The organism is Paraburkholderia sp. BL10I2N1, assembly GCF_004361815.1.
GTDB lineage: Bacteria > Pseudomonadota > Gammaproteobacteria > Burkholderiales > Burkholderiaceae > Paraburkholderia.
Genome location: NZ_SNWA01000002.1, coordinates 2,188,182 through 2,212,067 on the forward strand (window position 1 = coordinate 2,188,182; position 23,886 = coordinate 2,212,067).

Annotated in this window: 23 protein-coding genes and 1 pseudogene; 9 read left to right on the top strand and 15 right to left on the bottom strand. The window is 63.3% G+C overall.

Annotation, left to right across the window (positions count from 1 at the left end; translation table 11 throughout):
- The first annotated feature begins 291 nt into the window (after positions 1-291).
- Positions 292-1,878 (top strand): CHAD domain-containing protein, encoded by a 1,587-nt coding sequence (locus tag B0G77_RS31945; RefSeq protein WP_133665867.1) that lies wholly within the window; start codon positions 292-294, stop codon positions 1,876-1,878.
- A gap of 57 nt (positions 1,879-1,935) precedes the next feature.
- Entirely contained in the window at positions 1,936-2,775 is an 840-nt protein-coding gene (locus tag B0G77_RS31950) for a TOBE domain-containing protein (RefSeq protein ID WP_133665868.1), read from the top strand.
- Between the two features lie 73 nt (positions 2,776-2,848).
- Here the strand turns inward: B0G77_RS31950 and B0G77_RS31955 are convergent, their stop codons facing one another.
- The 4 genes from B0G77_RS31955 to B0G77_RS31970 form a co-directional block, all read right to left on the bottom strand.
- Entirely contained in the window at positions 2,849-3,550 is a 702-nt protein-coding gene (locus B0G77_RS31955; RefSeq protein WP_133665869.1) for an ATP-binding cassette domain-containing protein, read from the bottom strand.
- A gap of 1 nt (position 3,551) precedes the next feature.
- On the bottom strand, positions 3,552-4,226 hold the full coding sequence (modB, locus tag B0G77_RS31960) for a molybdate ABC transporter permease subunit (protein WP_133665870.1): 675 nt from the start codon (positions 4,224-4,226) through the stop codon (positions 3,552-3,554).
- A 43-nt stretch (positions 4,227-4,269) separates the two neighbouring features.
- The gene (gene modA, locus B0G77_RS31965; protein ID WP_133665871.1) at positions 4,270-5,055 is read right to left on the bottom strand and encodes a molybdate ABC transporter substrate-binding protein; all 786 of its coding nucleotides are present in this window, start codon (positions 5,053-5,055) and stop codon (positions 4,270-4,272) included.
- Between the two features lie 112 nt (positions 5,056-5,167).
- Positions 5,168-5,869 (bottom strand): phosphatase PAP2 family protein, encoded by a 702-nt coding sequence (locus B0G77_RS31970; RefSeq protein WP_133665872.1) that lies wholly within the window; start codon positions 5,867-5,869, stop codon positions 5,168-5,170.
- Positions 5,870-6,174: 305 nt separating this feature from the next.
- Here B0G77_RS31970 and B0G77_RS31975 point away from each other — a divergent pair, with 305 nt between their 5' ends.
- Together B0G77_RS31975 and B0G77_RS31980 are read left to right on the top strand one after the other, a co-directional pair.
- Positions 6,175-7,335 carry a PHB depolymerase family esterase gene (locus B0G77_RS31975; protein ID WP_133665873.1) on the top strand — a complete coding sequence of 387 codons (1,161 nt, stop codon included), beginning with the start codon at positions 6,175-6,177 and terminating at the stop codon, positions 7,333-7,335.
- Positions 7,336-7,460: 125 nt separating this feature from the next.
- The gene (locus B0G77_RS31980) at positions 7,461-7,637 is read left to right on the top strand and encodes a DUF3563 family protein (RefSeq protein WP_133665874.1); all 177 of its coding nucleotides are present in this window, start codon (positions 7,461-7,463) and stop codon (positions 7,635-7,637) included.
- Between the two features lie 50 nt (positions 7,638-7,687).
- Here the strand turns inward: B0G77_RS31980 and B0G77_RS45625 are convergent.
- From B0G77_RS45625 to B0G77_RS32010, 6 genes and pseudogenes are all read right to left on the bottom strand, one after another.
- Positions 7,688-8,075: pseudogene (locus B0G77_RS45625) on the bottom strand (FAD-binding domain-containing protein); the annotation flags it as partial.
- Between the two features lie 148 nt (positions 8,076-8,223).
- Positions 8,224-8,643, bottom strand: a complete 420-nt coding sequence (locus tag B0G77_RS31990) for an organic hydroperoxide resistance protein (protein WP_133665876.1) — start codon at positions 8,641-8,643, stop codon at positions 8,224-8,226.
- Between the two features lie 141 nt (positions 8,644-8,784).
- Positions 8,785-9,237, bottom strand: coding sequence for a MarR family transcriptional regulator (locus B0G77_RS31995; protein ID WP_133665877.1), 453 nt, complete (start codon positions 9,235-9,237; stop codon positions 8,785-8,787).
- Between the two features lie 180 nt (positions 9,238-9,417).
- Entirely contained in the window at positions 9,418-10,218 is an 801-nt protein-coding gene (locus tag B0G77_RS32000; RefSeq protein WP_133665878.1) for a BPSS1780 family membrane protein, read from the bottom strand.
- Complete coding sequence (locus B0G77_RS32005; protein WP_133665879.1) at positions 10,209-11,204, bottom strand: homoserine kinase; 996 nt, start codon at positions 11,202-11,204, stop codon at positions 10,209-10,211. Before B0G77_RS32005 ends, B0G77_RS32000 begins: the two co-directional genes overlap by 10 nt.
- A gap of 149 nt (positions 11,205-11,353) precedes the next feature.
- Positions 11,354-11,749: a hypothetical protein gene (locus B0G77_RS32010; protein ID WP_133665880.1), complete on the bottom strand. Its 396-nt coding sequence runs from the start codon at positions 11,747-11,749 to the stop codon at positions 11,354-11,356.
- A 186-nt stretch (positions 11,750-11,935) separates the two neighbouring features.
- On the opposite strand from B0G77_RS32010, the gene B0G77_RS32015 reads away from it, so the two are divergent.
- Entirely contained in the window at positions 11,936-13,462 is a 1,527-nt protein-coding gene (locus tag B0G77_RS32015; RefSeq protein ID WP_133665881.1) for an AMP nucleosidase, read from the top strand.
- A gap of 24 nt (positions 13,463-13,486) precedes the next feature.
- Here the strand turns inward: B0G77_RS32015 and B0G77_RS32020 are convergent, their stop codons facing one another.
- Together B0G77_RS32020 and B0G77_RS32025 are read right to left on the bottom strand one after the other, a co-directional pair.
- On the bottom strand, positions 13,487-14,014 hold the full coding sequence (locus B0G77_RS32020) for a chromate transporter (protein ID WP_133665882.1): 528 nt from the start codon (positions 14,012-14,014) through the stop codon (positions 13,487-13,489).
- A complete protein-coding gene (locus B0G77_RS32025) occupies positions 14,011-14,574 on the bottom strand; it encodes a chromate transporter (RefSeq protein WP_133665883.1) in 564 nt (187 codons plus the stop codon). Before B0G77_RS32025 ends, B0G77_RS32020 begins: the two co-directional genes overlap by 4 nt.
- Before the next feature lie 101 nt (positions 14,575-14,675).
- Between B0G77_RS32025 and B0G77_RS32030 the strand changes: the two genes are divergently transcribed.
- Positions 14,676-15,557, top strand: coding sequence for a transcriptional regulator GcvA (locus tag B0G77_RS32030; protein WP_133665884.1), 882 nt, complete (start codon positions 14,676-14,678; stop codon positions 15,555-15,557).
- Between the two features lie 63 nt (positions 15,558-15,620).
- Here the strand turns inward: B0G77_RS32030 and B0G77_RS32035 are convergent, their stop codons facing one another.
- Positions 15,621-16,364, bottom strand: a complete 744-nt coding sequence (locus B0G77_RS32035; RefSeq protein ID WP_133665885.1) for a TIGR00730 family Rossman fold protein — start codon at positions 16,362-16,364, stop codon at positions 15,621-15,623.
- A gap of 1 nt (position 16,365) precedes the next feature.
- On the opposite strand from B0G77_RS32035, the gene polA reads away from it, so the two are divergent.
- The 3 genes from polA (at position 16,366) to B0G77_RS32050 (ending at position 21,605) form a co-directional block, all read left to right on the top strand.
- The gene (gene polA / locus B0G77_RS32040; RefSeq protein ID WP_133666961.1) at positions 16,366-19,119 is read left to right on the top strand and encodes a DNA polymerase I; all 2,754 of its coding nucleotides are present in this window, start codon (positions 16,366-16,368) and stop codon (positions 19,117-19,119) included.
- Between the two features lie 176 nt (positions 19,120-19,295).
- A complete protein-coding gene (locus tag B0G77_RS32045) occupies positions 19,296-20,645 on the top strand; it encodes an NAD(P)/FAD-dependent oxidoreductase (RefSeq protein WP_133665886.1) in 1,350 nt (449 codons plus the stop codon).
- Positions 20,646-20,732: 87 nt separating this feature from the next.
- Positions 20,733-21,605 (top strand): dienelactone hydrolase family protein, encoded by an 873-nt coding sequence (locus B0G77_RS32050; RefSeq protein ID WP_133665887.1) that lies wholly within the window; start codon positions 20,733-20,735, stop codon positions 21,603-21,605.
- Positions 21,606-21,700: 95 nt separating this feature from the next.
- Here B0G77_RS32050 and B0G77_RS32055 read toward each other — a convergent pair whose 3' ends face one another.
- Positions 21,701-22,570 carry a sulfurtransferase gene (locus B0G77_RS32055; RefSeq protein ID WP_133665888.1) on the bottom strand — a complete coding sequence of 290 codons (870 nt, stop codon included), beginning with the start codon at positions 22,568-22,570 and terminating at the stop codon, positions 21,701-21,703.
- 154 nt (positions 22,571-22,724) lie between these two features.
- The gene (locus tag B0G77_RS32060; RefSeq protein ID WP_133665889.1) at positions 22,725-23,831 is read right to left on the bottom strand and encodes an aromatic ring-hydroxylating dioxygenase subunit alpha; all 1,107 of its coding nucleotides are present in this window, start codon (positions 23,829-23,831) and stop codon (positions 22,725-22,727) included.
- Positions 23,832-23,886: the final 55 nt, after the last annotated feature.

Below are 23,886 nucleotides of genomic sequence, written 5' to 3' on the forward strand. Positions count from 1 at the left end.
TATTGCCGGCATAGCCACATACACCCATGGACGCCGCCATACAGAAAGGGACGATTCCATGGTCCGGAAATTGAAGCCCGCAATCGTGTGCCGCCGTGCGTCCGTGGTCGATGAACGCGTTTCGCTGGCAAGCCATCAGAACATAGGACACCCGGCAGCAAGAGGCAAACAGACCATCTGTCCCCCGAGAGAAGTTGCTTGTCACGTGTGGCCGTGTACCATGAAAAAGTACATCCGCCGATTCGGCGGGCGCGCTGCACCGGTTGACCGCGTGCTTTTATCGGAGCGCATATGGGCCGTGTTGTCGAAGTTGTGCTGGATATTCCCGTGTCGGTCGCGGACGAGGGGCTCGGCCAACGGGAGCGCGAAGGCGATGCTCAAACACCGGACCGGCTGGGTGCCGCGCTGATCCAGGCGCTCGACGCCCTGCCGCAAACCACACGCGCCCGCGCTGGTGAGGACCGCCTCGAAGTGTGCTGCTTCGACAACGGGCAGGCGATGTCGAATGCGGGCTGGCAGATATCGATCGAAGATGCGCCCGAGGGACGGCAGTTCGTCGCGTCACGGGTTGAATCGTATTCGCCGGGTGTGACGATGCGCGACACGATGTACGAGACTTCGCTTGCCACGGCCGAACTCACCGACGCGGCTCTGGACGACGCGCCCGGGCCGCTCAAACATGCGCTGGCCCGCGCCGGCAATCTGGAAGCCGTTGCAAGGCTCGAATTCGACCGCACGCGCTGGCAATGGCGCGCTTCGGATGACGTGCCGATCGACATCGTGCTCGACTGCGTCGCTGGTCTACCGACGCCAACCCGTCTGTACGAACTGCGGGTGAGTGCGCCCTGGCCGGAACCCGGCGAGGCGGCCCAACCCCTGCTGGACGCACTCTTCGCCGCGGCGAGAGAGCTGGTCGGCACGCTGCCTGCGTTTCCGGTCCTCCTGAGCGCAACGGAGCGGGCTTGCCGCAGCGAGCCCGAGCGGGCTGAAGAACCTGTGCGTGCAGCGCCGATCGATCTCGCCGACGTGGACACGCCGCATGAAGCCTTGAGGGCTATCGGGCACAACATTGCGCAGCACTGGTTTGGCAACGAGGCTGGCGTGCGCGACGCAGCCGTTCCTGAAAGCGTCCATCAAATGAGGGTTGCGCAACGCCGCCTGAAAACGGCGCTGACGATTTTTCCGCATTGGGTCGATGAGGCCTGGTCCACGCGCATTGCGCCTGACCTCACCTGGCTGGGCGGGCTGCTCGGCGAGGCGCGCGACCGGGACGTCTTCACCGATGCGACGTTGCCCGCGCTCGCCGCCGCCGACACTGATCCCGAGCGCTGGGGCACTGTGTGCGACGCGGCATCCGCGCAGCGACTCGAAGCCCGCACTCGCGCACAGGAAGCGCTGCGTTCGCGTCGCTACGCGCAGCTTTCGCTGGCGTGGATGGAATGGCTGTCTGCGCTGGCATCGCGGGACACTCCGGCCGGCGTCAAGGCGCGCACGCTGCGCGGTTACGCCAGAAAGCGCGTGCGCAAGTACTACCGGCGCGTGGCGAGTGCGCCCAGGCTGACGACGCTCGATGACGCGACGCGTCATCGTGAACGCATCCAGGCCAAACGCCTGCGTTACACGCTGGAATTCTTCGCACCCATTGTGTCGCACAAGACCCGCTCCGAGGTCGCAAAGACTGTGTCGCGGATCCAGACCGTCCTCGGCGAAGGCAACGATGCGGTCGTCGCGCTGCGCTATCTCGAGCAACTCGACCTGAGCCCGTATCAACAGGGATTCACCCAGGGCTGGTCGGCTGCGACGCGGCTCTACACGGCAAGAGAGGGCGAGCGTCTGCTTCGTACGCTGAAGAAGCCGAAGATCGGCGGCGGCGAGTGACGGAGCGGCGTCGATATAACATTTGGCCTCTTTCCCTGCTCTCTTGATCCCACCACGATGACCGGAAAAAAACCTTCCGACGATGCCGTTGGCGAACCGCTCGAACTCGGCGGTTCAGTGTGGTTTCAGGCCGGCGAGCAGACGCTCGGCGGCGCGTCGCGTATCGCGCTGCTTGCGGCCATCCGCGAGACGGGGTCGATCACGGGGGCGGCGCGCGCGGTCGGCATGAGCTACAAGGCGGCATGGGACGCCGTCGACACGATGAACAACCTCGCGGGCGAGCCGCTCGTGGTGCGCGCAACAGGCGGCAAGGGCGGTGGCGGCACCACGCTCACGGCGCGCGCCGTGCGTCTGATCGACACGTTCCGCGCCGTGGAGCGCGAGCACCGCCGGTTTCTCGAGCGGGCCGGTGCCGCGATCGAAGGCTTCGCGAACGACTGGGAACTGATCGGGAGAATCGGCATGAAGACGAGCGCGCGCAACCAGCTATACGGCACGGTGTCGGCGATCACGCGCGGCGCCGTCAACGACGAAGTCTCGCTGGCTTTGCCAGGCGGTCAGACGGTGGTTGCCGTGCTCACGCACGAAAGTACCGAGGCGCTCGGTCTCGCCGTCGGCGCGGCGGCGTTTGCGCTCGTGAAGGCGTCGTGGGTCATGTTGATGGTCGATGACGGCGGCGCGTCGGTCAGGCTGTCTGCCCGCAACCAGTTGCGCGGCACCGTGGCGGCTCTCAAGCACGGGGCGGTGAATTCGGAAGTGTCGCTGGCACTGGACGGCGGCATCGTCGTGACTGCAGTGATCACGAACGAAAGCGTCGATGCGCTCGGTCTTGCCGACGGCACGCCGGCGATTGCGGCGTTCAAGGCGTCAAGCGTGATTCTCGGTGTGAGCGACTGAGAAAGCGCGGGGCGTCGTCGCATGCGACGAGGCTCAGCTGGCCGCGCTTCGCGCCGCGCAGATGCGCTCGTGTTCAGGACAAGCTGCGCACGTAGCCCGCGAAGGGCGTTTCCGGCTGAACCCGGCCGTCGATGATCTGCACGACCTGGTCGCCAAATGCGGCGACGTCGTCGGGGTCGTGCGTGATCAGCAGCATCGGAATATCGAGCCGCGTCTGCAGATCCGACAGCTCGCGGCGCATGCGCTGGCGCAGCGCGTGGTCGAGCGCGGAAAACGGTTCATCCAGCAGCAGCAACTGAGGTTGCGCGACCAGCGCGCGAGCCAGCGCGACGCGCTGTTTCTGCCCGCCCGACAACTGTGGAGGGTGATTGCCCGCGACGCCGTGAAGATCAAGTGCGTTCAGCCAGTAGTCGACTTCCGGATGCCGGACCCTTGCCCGCGGATTGAGCCACCCAGGATGCAGCCCGAACGCGATGTTCTGCCGGACGTTGAGATGCGGAAACAGCGCGTAGTCCTGAAACAGATAGGCGAACCTGCGCGACTGCGGCTTCAGGTCGACGCCGCGCGCGCTGTCGAAGAGCGGGGCGCCGTCGAGTGTGATCGTGCCTTCGTCGGGGTGCTGGAGGCCCGCGATCGCCTGCAGCGTCAGACTCTTGCCTGCGCCTGACGGACCGAACAGCACGACGCGCTGATTCGTCGTCGCGAACGAGACATCGAGTGTAAAACGCCGTTCGGCGCTGACGAAGGTCTTGCGGATGTCGACGGTGAGCGGCATGTCAGCGGGACGTTAGAAGCGAATGTTGCGGCACGAGCCGTCCCGCGGCGAGCAGGATCACCACGCAGGTCACCGACGTGACGAGCACGAGGAAATTGGCGGTGCTGTCGTCGCCGGCCTGCACGGCCGCGTAGACGGCCACTGAAAGCGTCTGCGTGCGTCCTGGCAGGTTGCCCGCGATCATCAGCGTCGCGCCGAATTCGCCGAGCGCGCGCGCGAACGCGAGCAGCGTGCCCGCGAGGATGCCGCGCGTGGCGAGCGGGAGTGTCACGCGAAAGAAGATGGCCGTCTCGCTGACGCCAAGTGTGCGCGCAGCGCGTTCGAGTTGCGGGTCGACCGATTCGAACGCGGCGCGAGCCGATTTCAGCACCAGCGGGAAAGCCACGACCGTCGACGCAATCACGGCGCCCTGCCAGGTGAACACGAGCTGGATGCCCAGACTGTCGAGCCAACCGCCGATTACACCACGCCGTCCCAGCAGCACGAGCAGGTAGTAGCCGAGCACGGTGGGCGGCATCACGAGCGGCAACGTCAGCAGCGAATCGACGACGTCGCGCGCGCCCGAGCGCCAGCGTGACAGCCCGAAGCCGACGGCAACGCCGAACACCAGATTCAGCGCAGTCGCCCAGCCGGCCACCTTGAGCGAGAGCAGGAGTGGAATCCAGGCCTGTTGCATCGTTGTCGGACTTCCTGTCGGGTGCGGTGGTGGGAGGCGCGGCCTAGTGGGCGGCGCCGGCCGGCTTGAAACCGTATTTCGCCAGCACCGCCTGGCCAGCCGGCGACACCACGAACGCAACGAATGCCTGGGCGTCCGCCGCGTGGTGGCTACCTTCGACCAGGGCAATCGGGTAGGTGACGGGAGTCTGCGTCGGCACGGTCAGCGCGACCTTGACGCGCTCGGGCATGACCGCAGCGTCGGTGCCAAATACAAAGCCGGCGTCCACTTCGCCGCGCGAAACGTAATCGAGGCTCTGGCGGACGTTCGCCGCGAGCACGCTCTTCGCGCTGACCGCATCCCATACGCCTGCTGCCCTGAGCGCACCTTCCGTATAGCGGCCGACCGGCACCGAAGCCGGGTCGCCGAAGGCAATGCGTTTCACGCCCGCATCCGTCAGGTCACGCAGCGACGCCGGTGCGAGGCGGCTGTCGGCCGGCACGATCAGCACGAGCGAATTGGCCGCGAAATCCTGCCGGGTCGAAGGCACGATCACCTTTTCGGCGGCAGCCTTGTCCATCGCCTTCTGGTCCGCCGACGCGAACACATCCGCCGGCGCGCCCTTCACGATCTGCTGCATCAGCACGTCGGATGCCCCGAAGTTCAGCAGAACCTTGGTGCCGGGATGCTGTGCCTCAAAGGCATCGCTGACCGACTTGAACGCATTCGTGAGGCTGGCCGCCGCCGACACGATGAGTTCATCGGCGCGGGCATTCGTACAGATCGCAATGGAGAGGGCGCTGGCAGCGAGCAGCGCATGCTTCAGCGGACGACGGAAGGAGAGCGACATGGGGTTTTGAGGTCCGGCGAGGCCGGCATAGGTGGCGGAACCGCTATCGTAATATAGCCGCAGTTATAACGCTCGACAGGGTGAACACCCGGGCGCGTACAGATACGCGCAATCAGACGTCGCTTGAGTGGGGAGCGGGCTGGAGTGTGTTGATGGTCTGCGAGAGCGGCGCGGCGGCCGGTCTATGGTGGCCGGCCTTCCAGCGTGCGCGGACGAACGGGTGATCGTGGCCCGAGACCTTGAGCGCAATATGGGTGACCCAGCGTTGTGTCGGCACGCGCACGTCATGCAGCGCGATGGACAGGGCCATCAGGCTCACGGCGACGGGCAACGCCGACAGCCGGCCCGGCTGTAGATGCCAGGCGGCGCGCACGAACACCAGCGCGGCCAGGGCGCCGATGATACACCCGGTGATCGCTTCAGCCGGCGAATGGGCTACGAGCACGACGCGCGACACCCCGACCACCATGCCGGCGGCTATACCCAACAGCACCCCCCCGAGACGGATTGACGGCCGGGCAGACAGCAGCACCAGGAACAGCGCGACAGGGTAGACCGCCGTCGACAGCATTGCGTGACCGCTGACGCCGGTGAAATCCAGCTCCCGTATCCCAACGCCCCAGCCGAGAAATGCCAGCTTCGTGACGGTAACCAGACCTATCGCCGCGCCAAGCGTCGCGAGCCAGAGTACAGCCATGCGCCACGTATAGCCGAGCGCCAGCCACAACGCGATGGCGATCGCGAGCGGCAGCGTCAGACCGGCGCCGCCAAGGCTGGTGATCGAATACCACAGGTGAGAAGGTAGAGCGGGCATGGACAGAACGCGTCGCGACAGCCGGTGGCAAGCCGCAATGAAGACGATGTTGGATTAACGCGCACGCTGCCCGAAGGGCTGACACAACTATCAGATAGAAGCAATCAACGACCAGGCCACGCGTCGCGGCTTACTTACCAGTATAGAGTGACTGAAGGGACAGTGGGCCGTGACGTGCTGTCCTATGCGGGTAGACCTACCTCCGCCGCGCGACCAGCGTCGCATCCAGATTGGTGTTATTGTGCATTGCACAACTATCCGGCGATTTCTGGCCGGGAACGGTCCCCTTTTTGCGAGGTTATGGAATGGCAAAAAGTCTGACGAAACTATGGCTAGGTGGGCTCAAGCGCCTGTTTGCCGCCCAGACTGAACTAGCACGCGACACACTGAAACGCGCTGCAGCACGACCGGCGCGACCGGTTGCAAAACCCGCGGCCAAGTTGCGCTCGAAAACCAGGCGCGAAACGCCTCGTCCGGGCGCGCGCGAATCGCGCGTGCGTCCGCGCGCCGCGGCATGGGCGAGCGGCAACTGGGCTCGTTCGTTCCATTCGGCGCCTGCGGCGCCGGGGCGTCTCGTCAATCACCTGTCCTATGGTCTGTACGTCCCGTCGGGCCATGCGCTTGCCGGCATGCCGCTCGTCGTGATGCTGCACGGCTGCAAGCAGTCCATCGACGAATTCGCGGAAGGCACGCGGATGAATCTGCTGGCTGACCGCTACGGCTTCGCTGTCGTCTATCCGGAGCAGTCGAAGCACGTTCACGCTCATCGCTGCTGGCACTGGTACGACTTTAGCGACCGCGCGGGAGGTGCGGAGGCGCGGGCGGTCGTTTCCCTCGTCGATGCGCTCGTCGCCACCTATGAATTCGACGCCGGGCGGGTGTATCTGGCCGGTCTGTCTGCGGGTGCGGGACTGGCTTCGTTGCTGGCGGTTCACCATCCGAACCGGTTCGCGGCGGTCGCGCTGCACTCCGGACCGGCGTTTGGCGAGGCCCGCTCTGGCGTTGCCGGTATGGATGTGATGCGGCGAGGCACGCGCCACGAACCGGCGGCGCTGATCGACGCTGCCGTCGACGTGAGAAGCTATCCGGGCATGCCGGCAATCATCTTTCATGGCGACGCGGATCACGTCGTGTCGCCCGAGAACGCGGAGCAACTGGCCCTTCAATTCGCGCGCCTGAATGGGCTGGTCGATGCAGAAGGTGAGCGGCGCAGCGGCGAAGTTCGCGAAGAACGAAAGGCCGGCGTAGTGACGCGCGACTACATCAAGGGGGGCCGGCGCATCGTGCGGCTGTGTCGTGTGCAGGGACTGGGCCACGAGTGGAGTGGCGGCGACGATGCAGTGCCGTTCCACTCTTCGAAAGGGCCAGATGCCAGTGCGCGGGCCTGGGAATTCCTCCGGTATCAGCGGCGACTGGGCGCAGCCGAGCCGCTTGAGGTCGTGCCGGTGGCGGCGCGGCGGGCATAGCGGGAAGCCTGTCGGAATGTTGCAACAGCAGGACTGAATGGGGCTGGAAAGTTACTAGGGTTTTCCCTATAATAAGGGTTATCCACTAGGTGAAACGCCTAGTCACTCTATCCCGGAGGTTGATCATGTACCTGCTGAGCCGCCTGTTCCTGTTTCTCACGAAATCCCCTGAGCAGATCGCCAAAGAGCGTAGCGACGCCTATCTGTCGGAAGCGACTGATCTGTACGATCTCGAATTCCGCATGCGCAAGCTGGATCGCGAAGCAAACGCGCTCCGCCCGGCGTGGATGAGCCAGCGCTAAGTCCACCTGGCTCGATACTGAGCAGCATCACGTAGTACCACAGCATCACGTCATTTACCGAAGCGGGCCAGTGTTCGTTGCCGCGCTTCGGCATGGTCGATGATCGGTGGCAGGTAGTTCCTTCCCAGCGTCCCCCCGAGTGTCGCCAGCTGCTCGGCGCCAGCCGATCATGGCGTGAATCCATTTCGGTGGCACGTTGGCGAGTTGCACAGATAACGCTTGATGAAGTGTCCGTCGGCGTCGAATCGCCTTCAGCGGAAAGTCGGCGCTCCCTTCGTATCATGCGGGAAACGCACCGTCGGCATGCTTGCCGGTCTCCCTCTGGATCGCGTCGAACTCGGGTTTGAATAGCGCGCCATCGGCCAGTCCAGGATGATGGTGCGGCACCATGAAGTAAAAATCCCGCCAGATCAGTTCCGAAAGCCACGTCGCCGCGCCAGTCCTGAGGCTTTTGAAAAGCGTTCCCGCGCTTCCAGCCATCGACGCCGCCGGTCAGCGTTGCCTGCTCAGGCAATACGTACCGGCGTGTTGCGTGTCTGATGCGCGTCTACTACGCGTAACCGGCCGTCCCGTCCGTCCAGCAGCCTCAGGCGATCTGCAGGCGCACGGCTACGTTGTTGCGCGTGGCATTCGAGTAGGGGCAGACCTGATGAGCTGCATCGACGAGTTCACGAGCTGCTTCAGCCGAAAGACCCGGCAGTGAGACGCGCAGTTCGATGTCGAGTGCGAAGCCACCCTTGTCGTTCGGACCGACGCCGACGTTCCCCGTTACGGTCGTGTCAGCCGGAATCGCCTCCTTGCGCTGTCCGGCGACAAATTTCATTGCACTGAGAAAACACGCCGAATAGCCAGCTGCGAACAGCTGTTCCGGATTCGTGCCTTCTGCGCCGTTGCCGCCAAGTTCGCGCGGGGCAGCCAGTTTCACATCAAGTACCTTATCCGACGAAACCGCACGGCCATCACGCCCACCGGTGCTGGTTGCCGTTGCCGTGTAAAGAATGCTCATGTTGCTGCTCCTTTTTCAGTAAATGCCACACTTGTGGCGGACGCCGTCGAATCGGCATGTCGTTAAGATAGTGCACAAATCATTTGTGTGCAAATTAAATTGCGCATCGCGTCGATAGCCGGCGCTGCGCGGGTGTGATTTCTACTGGTCGATGTAGTCGTTGAGGGTGGTACGCAGGCTCGTCAGATCGTCGCGTAATCTGAGGAGGAATTTGGGCGTCTGCTGGGTCGCGCACAAGATTTCCGCGGGCACTTCCCGGGCGGAGCGTTTGAGCGCCGCACCAGCCTTTGTCAGCCGGATATAGACGATGCGTTCGTCCTCCGTGCCTCTTGCGCGTTCTACGTAGCCCTGCGACTCGAGCCGTTTGAGCAGCGGCGTGACGGTGGCGGGATCGAGATTCAGGCGCGCGGCCATGTCCTTCACGCTGATGTCGTCACTCTCCCACAACACCAGCATGGCGAGATATTGCGGGTATGTCAGTCCCAGCCGCTCGAGAATGGGCTTGTACGCCTTCGTCATCGCAAGCGAAGTTGAATAAAGCGCGAAGCAAAGCTGTTCGTCTAGCGTGAAGGGGAGAGCCGGGCGTTGGGTCATGGTGCGTGTCGTCCAGAAAGTGCGTGCAAATGAATTGCGCACTAAGCATTGTGCGCCGATTGCAGCGCGTTGACGAGGCGCGGGAGCGGTTGCATCGATGGGAAGGAAAGCCGGCGAACAGGGGAGAGAACGCAGGCGGTGCAAGAACGTTAAAGCGCCGCCTGCGCCGGATCGCAGGCGTCAGTCGACCGGCTTGGTCGGTGCGTCAGTCGTTTCGGGAATGCCGAAGCATCCGCGATAGGTCGCGTAGAACGAGCAATAAAGCATTGTGGTGACGACGATGGTCGCAGGCATCAGCACGACAAACGAGTAGTCGGTCGCACCGAGCGCCTGCATCAGCGCCGACAGGCCCAGCGAAACCGTAATCGCCATCGCAAACCAAAGGGCGCCGAAGACAATGAAGGCGCCGCGATTCCGCCAGCAGCTGACGATGCTGAAAAACATCGCTTTGGCCACCGGCACGTCGTGCCATGCGGCGAGTACCGGCGAGAACCAGAACAGCATCGCAACCGGGATGTAGAACGCAAACGCCGCCAGCACGGCGAGCGGGATGTCGCTGTTTGCGATCGCTTGCGGTTCCATTGCCGCGCTGCCGATCATCGCGCGTAGCAGCATGCCGCCGTCGGCGAGCGCCGAGCCAGCCAGCACGAGGGCCATCGCGACCACGTACAGCACACCGAGTATCGCGAGCCGTTTCGCCACGCCGGCGCCGTACGAGCGGAAACCGTCGACCAGGATGGTCGGAAACACCGGCTTGCCGGCGATTGTGTCGCGGCAAGCCGCCATGAAGCCGACGGCGACGCCGGGGATGAACACGAGCGGCAGAAACGCGCCGACCACGGGGATCTGCGAGACGAGCATCATCGCGAGCAGATACGTGAAGAACAGCGTCAGGAAGGCCAGCGGGTTCTTGCGAAACAGCCAGATACCCTGCCGGAACCACACATAGCCGGTCTTCGCGGGGACTTCGATCAGTTGCATGGGGTATGAATGCCAGGGAGTGCAACGCCGGACAGGCGTTCGCGCAGGATGCGCTCAAAATGGCCTGGATCGTGTGGCTTCAGCAGTTCGGCCGCACGGGGCATGTGGAAGTCGTATAGGCGCGATATCCAGAAACGGTAGGCGCCTGCGCGCAACATATCGCCCCAGTGGCGGTTTTCCTCTGGGGTGAATGGACGGACGGTCTGGTACGCGCGCAGCATCGCTTCGACACGCGGCATATCGAGCTTGCCCGTCGCAAGATCGACGCACCAGTCGTTGACCGTCACGGCGACGTCGAACAGCCACTTGTCGCAGCCCGCGAAATAGAAATCGAAGAAGCCGCCGAGACGCACTTCGTGACCGCTGCCCGGTTGCGCATGCGCGAACAGGACGTTGTCGCGGAACAGATCACAGTGACAGGGGCCCTCGGGCAGCGCAGCATAGTCGTCGGACTCAAAGAAGGCTTGCTGATGCGCAAGTTCCGAGGTCAGCAGTTCGCGTTGGGCGTCTGTCAGGAACGGCAGCACCGACGGCACGGTTTCGCGCCACCACGCGAGGCTGCGCAGGTTCGGCTGGGAATGCGGGAAATCGCGGCCCGCCAGATGCATGCGGGCCAGCATCTGGCCGACTTCCACGCAGTGTTCTTCGCGTGGCGAAAGATCGGGCGCGCCTTCAAGGCGCGTGACGATCGCGGCGGGCTTGCCGTGCAGCGTGCCGAACAGCGCGCCGTCGTCGCGAGGCATCGGGTCCGGCACTGGCACCTTGTGCGCAGCGAAATGGCGCATCAGATCCAGATAGAAAGGCAGTTGTTGCGCTGTCAGCTTTTCGAAGATCGTCAGGACGAATTCGCCGCGCGTGGTCGTCAGGAAGAAGTTGCTGTTTTCGATTCCAGACTGGATGCCCCGAAAATCGACGACTTCGCCGAGATCGTAATGATGCATCCAGTGCGCGAGTTGGGTGTCGGTGACAGCGGTAAAGACGGCCATGCGGGAAGGTCGAATCAGGTTGGTTGGGCTGGCGCGTGCGGCCAGCGCTAAAACAACTGCGGCAAACACGGCGATAACCGGCGCGCGCAAGGCACGCCCGGCATGCAGGCAGGTGGCGTAGTAGCTGCGCGCTACGCCACGTCATCGGATCAGTAGTGCAGATTCACCGACGGCAGGCGCGTGCTCGGACGGCCGTTGTCGCGCACGGCGGGCGACGTCTCGAGCGGCGGGCTCATTTGATAGTGCGTGCCGAAGTTCGAACGCACGTCGATCTCGACCGGCTTGCCCTTGTCGCGGTATTCGGTGATTTCCGTGCCATTGGCGCTGCGCTCGTAGAAGCTCGGCGTGCGCGGCTGATTGATTTCGACTTTCGAGCTGACTTGCGCAGCCGGACGGTTGATCGCTTTCAGATCCGGCAGGCCCGCCCGTTCGTTCGCAGATTGGGCCTCTGCGGCAGCCTGTGCGTCGTCGGCGGGCTGCGCGGCCAGCGCGACGCCGCCGAAGGCAAGCATCGCCGCGACGGCGACGGGAAGGAGCGGCTTCATGGTAATTCTCCGATTGGATGCCCAGATTCTAGCAAATCCGACCTTATAGAAGGGCGTCATCGCCTTATTTTGCGCTGCTTTCGCGCCGGCTGCAGCGAAACACCGTGCCGCTGATGTATGCACGCCACCCCATCAATGCGTCGTGGTTCCGTGGTAATGTCGTTTCATCGAATGAGGCGATTGAAGATGAATTACGACACGAAACGGCGCACTGTGCAGACGCCTGCCAACGACTTCCCGACCGAGGCCTTCGACGACGCCACCGACGCCGTCACGCGCCTGTCCGCCATCTACGAAGCGAACACATCGTTCCTGCGCGACGCCTTCGCGCGCTACCGCCGCAACGAGCCGTTCGAGCGCCGGGTGCGCGCCTGCTATCCCTTCGTGCGCGTGCGCACGGATGTCAACACGCATGTCGATTCGCGCCGCTCGTATGGCTTCGTCGCCGGTCCGGGCGTGTTCGAGACCACGGTGACGCGCCCCGACCTGTTCGGCAACTACTATCGCGAACAGCTGCGGCTGCTCGCAAAGAATCATCATGTCGCGATAGAAGTCGGCGTCTCGGACCAGCCGATTCCGATTCACTTCGCTTTTGCAGAAGGCATCCACCTGGAAGGCGACCTCGACCGCGACCGGCTGCTCGCCATGCGCGACGTGTTCGACACGCCGGATCTCGCGCTGCTGGACGATCGCATTGTCAACGGCACGTACGAACCGCCGCCGGGCGAGCCGCATCCGCTGGCGCTTTTCACGGCGGCGCGGGTCGATTTCTCGCTGCATCGTCTGCGGCACTACACGGCGACCTCGCCGACGCACGTGCAGAACTACGTGCTTTATACGAACTATCAGTTCTATATCGACGAATTCGTGAAGCTGGGCCGCACGATGATGGCCCACACCGATGACGAAGAGTTGCGCGCGTATCGCAGCGAATACACATCGTTCGTCGAGCCGGGCGACGTGGTCACATACAACGCGAATCTCGGCGAGCAGCAGGACGAGGGCCATGCGCCCCCGCGTCTGCCGCAGATGCCCGGATATCACCTGAAGCGCGCCGACGGAAGCGGGATCACGATGATCAACATCGGCGTCGGGCCGTCGAATGCCAAGACGATCACCGATCACATCGCGGTGCTGCGTCCGCATGCGTGGATCATGCTCGGTCATTGCGCGGGTCTGCGCAATACGCAGCGGCTCGGCGACTACGTGCTTGCGCACGGCTACGTGCGCGAGGATCACGTGCTCGATGCCGATCTGCCGCTGTGGGTGCCGATTCCGGCGCTCGCTGAAGTGCAGGTTGCGCTCGAGCGCGCGGTCGCTCAGGTGACGAGGCTCGATGGCGTCGAACTGAAGCGGGTCATGCGCACGGGCACGGTCGCAAGCGTCGACAACCGTAACTGGGAACTGCGCGATCATCGCGAACCGGTGCAGCGCCTGTCGCAAAGCCGTGCGATTGCGCTCGATATGGAAAGCGCGACGATTGCGGCGAACGGCTTCCGCTTCCGCGTGCCTTACGGCACTTTGCTTTGCGTGTCGGATAAGCCGCTGCACGGGGAACTCAAGCTGCCCGGCATGGCCGACCAGTTCTACCGCGCGCAGGTCGATCAGCATTTGCAGATCGGCGTGAAGGCGATGGAGATTCTGCGCACCAACGGGCTGCATCGGTTGCATAGCCGCAAGCTGCGCAGCTTTGCTGAGGTGGCCTTCCAGTAAGGCCCGCGCGGTCGCGCCGCGATATCACTGTCCGAAACCGGTCAGCCCGATCAGGCTGCCGGCCGCCAGCAGCCAGAGTGGATGAATGCGCGTGCGCCAGGCAAGCAGTGCGCACCCGGCGGTAATTGGCCAGGCGATCCACGTCGCGTCCGATGCGCGAGCGATCAGCACCGCACTCGCCGTGACGATCCCGGCGGTTACCGCCACCAGGGCTTTCTGCACGATGCGTCGCCAGGGACGGTCCTTGAAGCGCTCCCATGCGTGAAGTGCGAGGATCGTCACGATCGACGACGGTCCGAACTTCGCCAGCGACGTCACCAGCATCCCGGCCCAGCCAGCCACATGCCAGCCGACCAGCGTCACGACCATCATGTTCGGTCCGGGAGCCGCCTGCGCCAGGGCAAAGAGCGCGCTGAACTCGCTGGCGGGCATCCAGCGATGCACGTCGACGACCTGCCGCTGCATCTCCGGAAGAATTGTGTTGCCCCCGCCGAACGCCAGCAACGACAACTGGCTGAAGATCAGCGCAAGTGAGACCAGCGTGTCAGTCATCGTGCGGCCCTCGCGGCGACGACGATGCTCAGCGGCGTGAGGACGAGCATGGTCGGCAGTAACGGAATGCGCAGGATCGCGATTGCGATGAACCCGATCGCGGCGATGGTCGCTGCGGCCGGATCGCGGCGCAGCGGCAGCAGGATCTTTAGCGACATCGCGACCAGCAGCCCGGCCGCGGCTGCGGCGAGGCCAGCAAACAGGTGGCGCACGTGCGGATCGTCTTGCGTGCGCTCGTAGAGCACGCCAAGGCCGATGACGACAAGCGAAGGCCCGGCGATCAACCCAAGAATGCCTGCCAGTGCGCCGGGCAAGCCGCGAAAACGCATGCCGACGGCAACTGAAAGGTTAATGACATTGCCACCCGGCAGAAACTGGCACAGACCCAGCAGGTCCGTGAATTCGGCAGGGGAAAGCCAGCGCCGCTCTTCGACGAGTGCGCGCCGAGCATGTGGCAGTGCGCCGCCAAACGAGATCAGGCCAAGGCCGAGAAAGCCCCGGAACAGTTCCCCGAGGCTGGGTGTCCGCGCCAGGTCTATGGCGGTGGTGTCGTGATCCATGTTCGAAAGCCGTAGTGATTTCAGGCTGTCGAGCGTAGCGCCGATCTGTTGCGCGGCAAAACGATTTTTTCACCAATGGCTTGTGATCTAGAATCACAAGGATGAAGCGCAAACTTCCTCCTTTTCCAGCGCTGCGTGCTTTCGAAGCCGCTGCCAGGCATGAGACCTTCACGGCCGCCGCCGACGAACTGCATGTGACTCACGGTGCAATCAGCCGTCAGGTCGCGGCTTTCGAGGCGTGGGTTGGCGTGCAGGTGTTTCATCGCAACGGCAAGCGCGTGCGGCTGACCGACGACGGCCGCCGCTACCTGGCGACCGTTCAGGCGGCCTTCGACAGCATCGCCGTCGCTACCGAGCAGTTGCGCGATACGGGCGTGGTGCACGTGCTGCGCGTCAACGCGCTGCCGACGTTCGCGATGAAGTGGCTGTTGCCGCGTCTGAGCCAGTTCCAGCGCATGGTCCCGAACGTGGAGTTGCGGCTGGCGACGTCGAACGCACCGGTGGAGACGCTGGAGAGTTTCGATGTCGCGGTCAGGCGCGGCCCGGCTCACTGGCCCAACTGCGCGAGCGGCCACTTTCTGGACGAGACGGAAATTCCGGTGTGCAGCCCCGCCTTGCTGCAACGCTCTCCAATCGTCGTCGCTGACGATCTCGCGAAACACGTGTTGCTGCACTCGGACACGCGTCCGGACGCGTGGCGCAATTGGTTGGCCGCGGCAGGTGTGAAGGCGAAATGCAGGAAGAAGCAGTCGTTCGACCACTTCTATCTGGCATTACAGGCTGCGGTCGATGGTCTCGGCGTAGCGTTGGGGCCGCTACCACTCTTGTCCGACGAACTGGCTTCCGGGCGGCTCGTGTTGCCGCTGGATGGCCCACGGATCGATGTGCGCGGCTACTGGTGGGTGGCCCGGCGTGAAGTGGCCGAGGCGCCGCTCGTCGCGCAATTTTGCCGCTGGCTGGAGTCGCAGGCAGGGCCCGTCTGACCGGCCTCTGATACCGGTCGGGTATCAGCGAACCGGGCGGCACGCGAGCCGCCCGTCGCAGGATCACAGATAGAACATCCGGTCTTCGTCGGACTTCGACGGCGGCTGCTCGCCTTCATCGCGGTCTTCGTAGAACGCGAGGACGGCTTCGAGCACCTGGTCCGGATCGTCGATGACCTGCATCAGATTCATGTCGTCCGGATTGATGAGGCCCATCGGCACCAGCGAAGCCTGGAACCACGCGAGCAGGCCCTTCCAGAATTCGGCGCCCACCAGAATGATCGGCACATGGCGCGACTTCTTGGTTTGGATCAGCGTGAGGACTTCAGCGAGTTCATCGAGTGTGCCAAAGCCGCCTGGCATGACGATCACCGCGTCGGAGTTCTTGACGAACGTAACCTTGCGCGTGAAGAAGTGGCGAAAGCGCAGCGAGATGTCCTGCCACTGGTTGCCCGATTGCTCGTGAGGCAGTTCGATGTTCAGGCCGACCGAAGGCGCCTTGCCTGCATGAGCGCCCTTGTTGGCCGCCTCCATGATGCCGGGACCGCCGCCGGAGATCACGGCGAAGCCTGCATCGGAGAGCTTGCGCGCAATCACCGTGGCGAGTTTGTAGTACGGTGAGTTCGGTTTCAGACGTGCGGAACCATAGATGCTGACAGCCGGGCGGATCTCCGAGAGGTACTCGGTTGCCTCAATAAACTCTGCCATAATCGTGAACATTTGCCACGATGCGCGAGCCTTCTTGGCCGTCGCGCGCTCTTGATCTGCGAGTGATCGCAGACTCGGAATCACTTTTCTCTTGTCCATAATGCCTGAAGAACTAATCGTGGGAAACGAGCTGGAAGGTAAGACCCTGCTGTTGGTGGACGGTTCGAGTTATCTGTACCGGGCCTACCATGCTATGCCTGATCTGCGCGGTCCCGACGGCGGACCAACGGGAGCGCTTTACGGAATCATCAACATGCTGCGCCGCATGCGCAAGGAAGTCACGGCAGAGTATAGCGCGTGCGTGTTCGATGCCAAAGGCAAGACGTTTCGCGACGACTGGTACGCGGAGTACAAGGCCAACCGGCCGTCCATGCCCGACGATCTGGCGAAGCAGATTGAACCGATCCATGTCGCAGTGCGCGCGCTCGGCTGGCCGCTTCTGATGATCGAAGGCGTGGAAGCCGACGACGTGATCGGCACGCTCAGCAAGGCCGCCGAAAAGCGCGGCATGAACGTGATCGTTTCGACGGGCGACAAGGACCTGGCACAGCTCGTGACGGATCATGTCACCCTCATCAACACGATGACGAACGAAACGCTCGACCGTGCCGGCGTGCTCGCCAAGTTCGGCGTGCCGCCGGAGCGGATCGTCGATTATCTGTCGTTGATCGGCGATACCGTCGACAACGTGCCGGGCGTCGAGAAGTGCGGGCCCAAGACTGCGATCAAGTGGCTCACGCAATACGGGACGCTTGATGACATCGTCGCACACGCGGACGAAATCAAAGGTGCGGTAGGAGACAATCTGCGCCGCGCGCTCGATTTCCTGCCGCTGGCGAAGAAACTCGTCACCGTCGATACGAACTGCGATCTGACCCAGCATGTCGCGTCGATCGAGGAAACGCTCGCCACGCGTGATGAATCGCGTAACGAGCTGCGCGATGTCTTCGCGCGGCATGGCTTCAAGACGTGGCTGCGCGAGGTAGAGATTGAGGACGTGGTCGAAGGCCCGCAGACCGACGTGCCGCCTGCGCCGACCATCGACGGCGGCCACCAGTACGACACCGTGCAGACGTGGGAGCAGTTCGACACATGGCTCGCGAAGCTCGACGCAGCGGAAATAACCGCGTTCGATACGGAGACCACGTCGCTGGATCCGATGACGGCGCAACTGGTCGGGCTGTCGATCTCCGCCGAAACGGGGCGTGCCGCCTATATCCCGGTTGCGCACCGCGGCCCGGACACGCCGGTGCAACTGCCGCGCGACGAAGTGCTTGCGAAGCTGAAACCCTGGCTCGAAAGTGCCGACAAAAAGAAGGTCGGTCAGCATCTGAAATACGATGAACAGGTGCTCGCGAACTACGGCATCGAAATGAACGGCATCGAGCACGACACGCTGCTTCAGTCGTATGTGCTGGAGTCGCATCGCACGCACGATATGGACAGCCTCGCGCTGCGTCATCTCGGCCTGAAGACCATCAAGTACGAAGATGTCGCAGGCAAGGGCGCGGCACAGATCGGCTTCGACGAAGTGGCGCTCGCGCAGGCGGCGGAGTACGCGGCGGAAGACGCCGACATCACGCTGCGTCTGCACCAGGTGCTGTATCCGCAGATCGCGGCGGAGCAAGGCCTCGAGCACGTCTATCGCGACATCGAGATTCCGACCTCGCGCGTGTTGCGCAAGATGGAGCGCACGGGCGTGCTAATCGATGCCGAAAAGCTGCGCGTGCAAAGCGGTGAGATCGCCACGCGTCTTGTCGAACTCGAAACCGAGGCCTACACGCTGGCTGGCGGCGAATTCAATCTTGGCTCGCCGAAGCAGATCGGTCAGATCTTCTTCGAGAAGCTCCAGTTGCCGGTTGTCAAGAAGACGCCGAGCGGCGCTCCGTCCACCGATGAAGAAGTGCTGCAAAAGCTCGCCGAAGACTACCCCTTGCCGAAGCTGCTGCTCGAACATCGCGGGTTGTCAAAGCTGAAATCGACCTATACCGACAAGCTGCCGCGCATGGTGAATGCGCAGACCGGCCGCGTGCATACTAACTATGCGCAGGCTGTGGCCGTCACGGGACGTCTTGCATCGAACGATCCAAATCTCCAGAACATTCCAGTTCGCACGGTGGAAGGCCGGCGCATTCGCGAGGCGTTTATCGCGCCGCCTGGCCACAAGCTCGTGTCAGCGGATTATTCGCAGATCGAATTGCGCATCATGGCGCACATCTCCGGCGACGAATCGCTGTTGCGCGCGTTCGCGCAGGGGGAAGATATTCACCGGGCGACTGCTGCGGAGGTGTTTGGCGTCACCCCCCTCGAGGTATCGAGCGATCAGCGGCGTATCGCCAAGGTCATCAACTTCGGCCTGATCTACGGGATGAGTTCGTTCGGTCTCGCGTCGAACCTCGGGATCACGCGCGATGCGGCCAAGCTCTACATCGACCGCTATTTCCAGCGCTATCCGGGCGTCGCGCGCTACATGGACGAAACGCGCACGAGCGCGAAGGCAAAGGGCTACGTCGAAACCGTATTTGGACGGCGTCTGTGGCTGCCTGAAATCAACGGCGGCAACGGACCGCGCCGTCAGGCTGCCGAACGGGCTGCCATTAACGCGCCGATGCAGGGCACGGCGGCCGACCTGATCAAGATGTCGATGATTGCGGTGCAGGACTGGATCGAGAAACAGCGCATCGGCACGCGGATGATCATGCAGGTGCACGATGAACTGATTCTCGAAGTGCCGGACAGCGAACTATCCGATGTTCGCAAGCGCTTACCTGAGTTGATGTGCGGCGTGGCCCGGTTGAAGGTGCCGCTTGTCGCCGAAGTGGGCGCGGGTGCGAACTGGGAAGAAGCGCATTGAGGTCATGCAAGTCATCCCGTTGACACGGGCGGATATCGTCGTGCGCATGTCACACATGCGTATTGACGACTTGTGAGAATGCGCACTGCTCGCTGACAATCTGTGGGGGACGGCAGATACGCGTGCAATTGATGCCGTCCGGACGCACAACCGATCGTCAACTACGGAGAGTCCCGATGCATCGTTTTATCGTCGTTGGTGGGGGCGCAGGTGGGCTGGAACTGGCGACACGTCTAGGCAATCGCTATGGATCGCAAAGGAACAAGGGTGCGGCGCGTGCGCAGGTGACGCTCGTCGACCGCAATCCTACTCACATCTGGAAGCCTCTGCTGCACGAAGTCGCGGCGGGCAGCATGGACCCCTTTACGCAGGAACTCGAATACGCGGCTCAGGCACGCTGGCATGGCTTCGAGTTTCAGCAGGGCGAACTGGCGGGCCTCGACCGCGCGGCAAAACGCATCTCGCTCTCGCCCGTCTTCGACGATGACGGCGCCGAACTCCTTCCTCAGCGCGAACTCGAGTACGACACGCTCGTGATCGCGATCGGCAGCACGACTCACTTTTTCGGCGTCAAAGGCGCCCCCGAGTATTCGCTTGCGCTGGACACGGTCGACCAGGCCGAACGCTTTCGCAAACGTCTGATCGCGGCCTGCATGCGCGCGGAGCATCAGGTGCACGAGCGCGTCGAATCCGAATCTGATGCATCGGTTTCGACCGAGCCGCGCATCCAGGTTGCCATTGTCGGCGGGGGCGCAACGGGCGTCGAACTGTCAGCGGAGTTGCGCAACACGGCGCAGGTACTGTCCGCCTACGGGCTGCACAAGCTCGACCCGCGCCATGACGTGGGCATCGTGCTGATCGAGGCGGGTCCGCGGATTCTGCCGGCATTGCTGGAACGCGTGTCGACGGCTACGGCCGAACTTCTGACGAAGCTCGGCGTCAAGCTGATGATCGGCGAGACGGTGGCGGAAGTCGCGCCGGGCCTCGTGCGCACGGCAAGCGGCAAGACGGTTCGCGCCGACCTTACCGTGTGGGCCGCCGGCATCAAGGCGCCGCAAATTCTCAGCCAGCTCGACGGACTGCCGGTCAACCGGCTGGGTCAGTTGTCAGTGCGCCGTACTTTGCAAACCGAGATCGACGACAACATCTTCGCGCTGGGCGACTGCGCCGCGTGCGCGTGGCCCGGCAACGAACGCAACGTGCCGCCGCGTGCCCAGGCGGCGCATCAGCAGGCGAGCTTTCTGCTCAAGGCGTTCGCGGCGCAACTCGAGAACCGGCCGCTGCCTGAATTTACCTATCGCGACTTCGGCTCGCTCGTGTCGCTGGGGCATTTCAGTGCGGTCGGGAATCTGATGGGCGGCGTGATCGGCGGCAACATGCTGATCGAGGGGCTGTTCGCACGCTTCATGTACATGTCGCTCTATCGTCTGCACATTGCTGCGCTGCATGGTTATGCGCGGATGGTGCTCGACACGTTCGCACACTGGCTGCGTCGCACGACGCTGCCGCGCGTCAAGCTGCATTGATTCAGCCAGGCGGTTCGGGTTCTGCGGAGCGGCGGTGGGCGGTCGTATCATGTTGCCTCCGCCTCACCGTTCATTGAAGGAGCCCCCATGCTGAAACCTGAAGTCGACAGTCTGGTGCCTCATATTCCTTTTGATCGCCGCAGGTTCATCAAGGCGGCTCTCGGCACCGGTTTTGCCGCGGCCGTCTTGCCGGTCTCCGCGCAAACCATCCACACCGGTACAGAAGGGCTCGAAGCGGGCGAGATCGCCGTGCATTCGGGAGGCACCATCGTGCCTGCGTATCGCGCGCAGCCCATGGGCAAGACCCATTTGCCGGTGATCATCGTGGCCCACGAAGCGTTTGGCGTGCATGAGCACATCGCCGACGTATGTCGGCGCTTTGCCAGGCTCGGCTATCTTGCCATCGCGCCTGATCTGTTCGTGCGACAGGGCGACCCGACGGTGTACCCAACCATCCAGCAGCTGAGCGATCAGCTGCTCAGCAAGGTGCCCGACCAGCAGGTGATGACCGACCTCGACGCGACGGTTGCGTGGGCCGGCGAGCATGGCGGCGACCTGAATCGTGTTGGCATCAACGGTTTTTGCTGGGGCGGGCGTATCACCTGGCTCTACGCGGAGCACAACCCTCACGTGAAGGCAGCCGTCGCGTGGTATGGCAGGGTCGTTGGCCAGCCTACGGCGACGATGCCCACTAATCCGATCGATCATGCCGCTGATCTGCGTGTGCCCGTCCTTGGCCTCTATGGCCGGCAAGACCCGGGCATCACGCAGGACTCGCTCGAACAGATGAAGCAGGCGCTCGCGAAGGATCCGCCGCCAGCAAGCGGATCACAATTTGTCGTGTATGACAATGCGGGTCATGCGTTTTTTGCGGACTACCGGCCGAGCTACCGCAAGGCCGATGCCGAGGACGGCTGGCGCCGGGCGCTAGTCTGGTTCAAGCAGCACGGAGTTGCCTGAGCGGCGTAGCGCGAGTTGGGCCTTGCCGCTATGGTGAGGTCGAATGCAGGGAAATCGCCACTGCTGACAGACGATGGCGATTTCCCGTTCGTGGCTTACGGGTTGGGTCCCGTCGCTACCGGGCGTGACGGATCCGCGCTCCATTCGCTCCACGAGCCAGAGTAAAGCGCTGCGCCGTGCAGCCCGGCGATTTCCATGGCCAGCACGTTGTGGCATGCCGTCACCCCCGAGCCGCACTGCAATACCACGCGATCAGGCGCAGTGCCTGGCAGCAGCGCACCGAATTCCTCGCGCAAAGAGTGCGCCGGCTTGAAGCGGCCGTCGGCGGTCAGGTTGTCCTTGAAGAATCGATTCAACGCGCCTGGAATGTGTCCGCCAACTGGATCGAGTGTTTCGTTTTCACCGCGATAGCGATCCGGCGCGCGGGCGTCGACTACGACTCGTTCTCGTGTTGTCAGGTTGCGTTGCACGGCAGCCGCGTCGACGGTCACCGATAGCGGTGCGCCCGCAGCGAAATTCCCCTTTGTTTTTGCTGGAACATCCTGCGTCAGTGGCTGGCCCGCGGCCTGCCAGGCCTGCAGGCCGCCGTCGAGCACGGCGACCGAGTCATGGCCGAGCCAGCGCAGCAGCCACCATAGGCGCGCCGCGTACATGCCGCCCTGTGCGTCATAGGCCGCGACCTGCTGGCCTTGCTGCAGTCCGTATCCAGCCAGCGTTTCGACAAGCTTCGCGCGGTCCGGCAATGGGTGGCGCCCGTTGCTGCCGGTCTTCGGTCCGGACAGATCACGGTCGAGATGCAGGTAATGCGCACCGGCGACATGCCCATCGGCGTAGGCCGTTTGGCCCGCTCCGGTATCGGCCAGGTCGAAGCGGCAATCGAAGATCAGCACACTGCCCGGCGCGGCGGCGAGCCGTTCCGCGAGATTCGCGGCAGAGATCAGCGTGGTGTAGTGAGTGTGGGGCATGACAACTCCTGATGCAGGCGTTTCCGGCGCGGCCGGGTGATGTTGTTAGTCTAAACAAAAAAAGACGGGCCGAAGCCCGTCTTTCCGTCTATTCGCTGCGTACCGCGCGACGCGCGGGCTTTGCGGCTTATACCGCCAATGCCCGCGGCCCCAATCAGATGGTGCCGAGTTCGCGCCGCAGGAACTCGTGGAAGTGCTGCATGCCGTCTTCCATCGGACTTTGATATGGCCCAACCTGCGATTCGCCACGCTGCATCAGCGCGCGACGGCCGGCGTCCATGCGTTCGGCGATTTCGTCGTCTTCGCGGGCGGTCTCCATATAGGCCGCACGCTCAGCCTCGACGAATTCCCGCTCGAAGAGCGCGATTTCCTCGGGGTAATAGAATTCGACGACGTTCGTCGTTTTCTGCGGACCTTGCGGAATCAGCCACGACACGACCAGCACATGCGGATACCACTCGATCATGATGCCCGGGTAGTACACCATCCAGATCGCGCCGAATTCGGGCGGCTCGCCGCCCCGGAAGCGCAGGACTTCGTCGTGCCACCTGCGATACGTCGGGCTGCCAGGGCGCGCCAGCTTGTTATGGACACCCACCGTCTGCACGCTATACCAGTCGCCGAACTCCCATTGCAGGTCATCGCACGAGACGAAGCTGCCGAGGCCCGGATGGAACGGCACGACGTGGTAGTCCTCCAGATAGACCTCAATGAAGGTCTTCCAGTTGTAGTTGCATTCGTGGACTTCGACGTGATCGAACATGAAGCCCGAGAAATCGAAGTGCTGCTTCGTGCCGAGGCGCGCGAGATCCTTCGCGACGTCGCGGCCCTGCGCTTCGAACAGCAGGCCTTGCCAGTTCTGCAGCGGCGTGGCGCCAAGATTAAGGCAGGGATTATCAGCAAAATGCGGGGCGCCAAGGAGTTGACCGTTGAGGTCATACGTCCAGCGATGGAGGGGACAGACGATGTTCTCCGTCTGGCCGCGGCCGTTGAGCATGATCGCCTGACGGTGCCGGCAGACGTTCGACAGCAGTTCGACCTGCGACTGCTGGTTACGTACGAGCACACGCCCCTCGCTCTCGCTGGGCAAGGCAAAATAGTTCCCCGATTCCGGCACCATAAGTTCGTGCCCGACGTAACGAGGACCTTTCCTGAAAAGGGTTTCGAGTTCGCGCTCAAGAAGCGCTGGGTCAAAGTAAGCCGTGACTGGCAGCTGGCTGTGGATGGACTTCAGCTGCAATGCATTGCTCAGATTGGACATTCCCACTCCCGATGAAGACGTGAAAGCAGTGAACAACCCAACCATCGAAGATTCG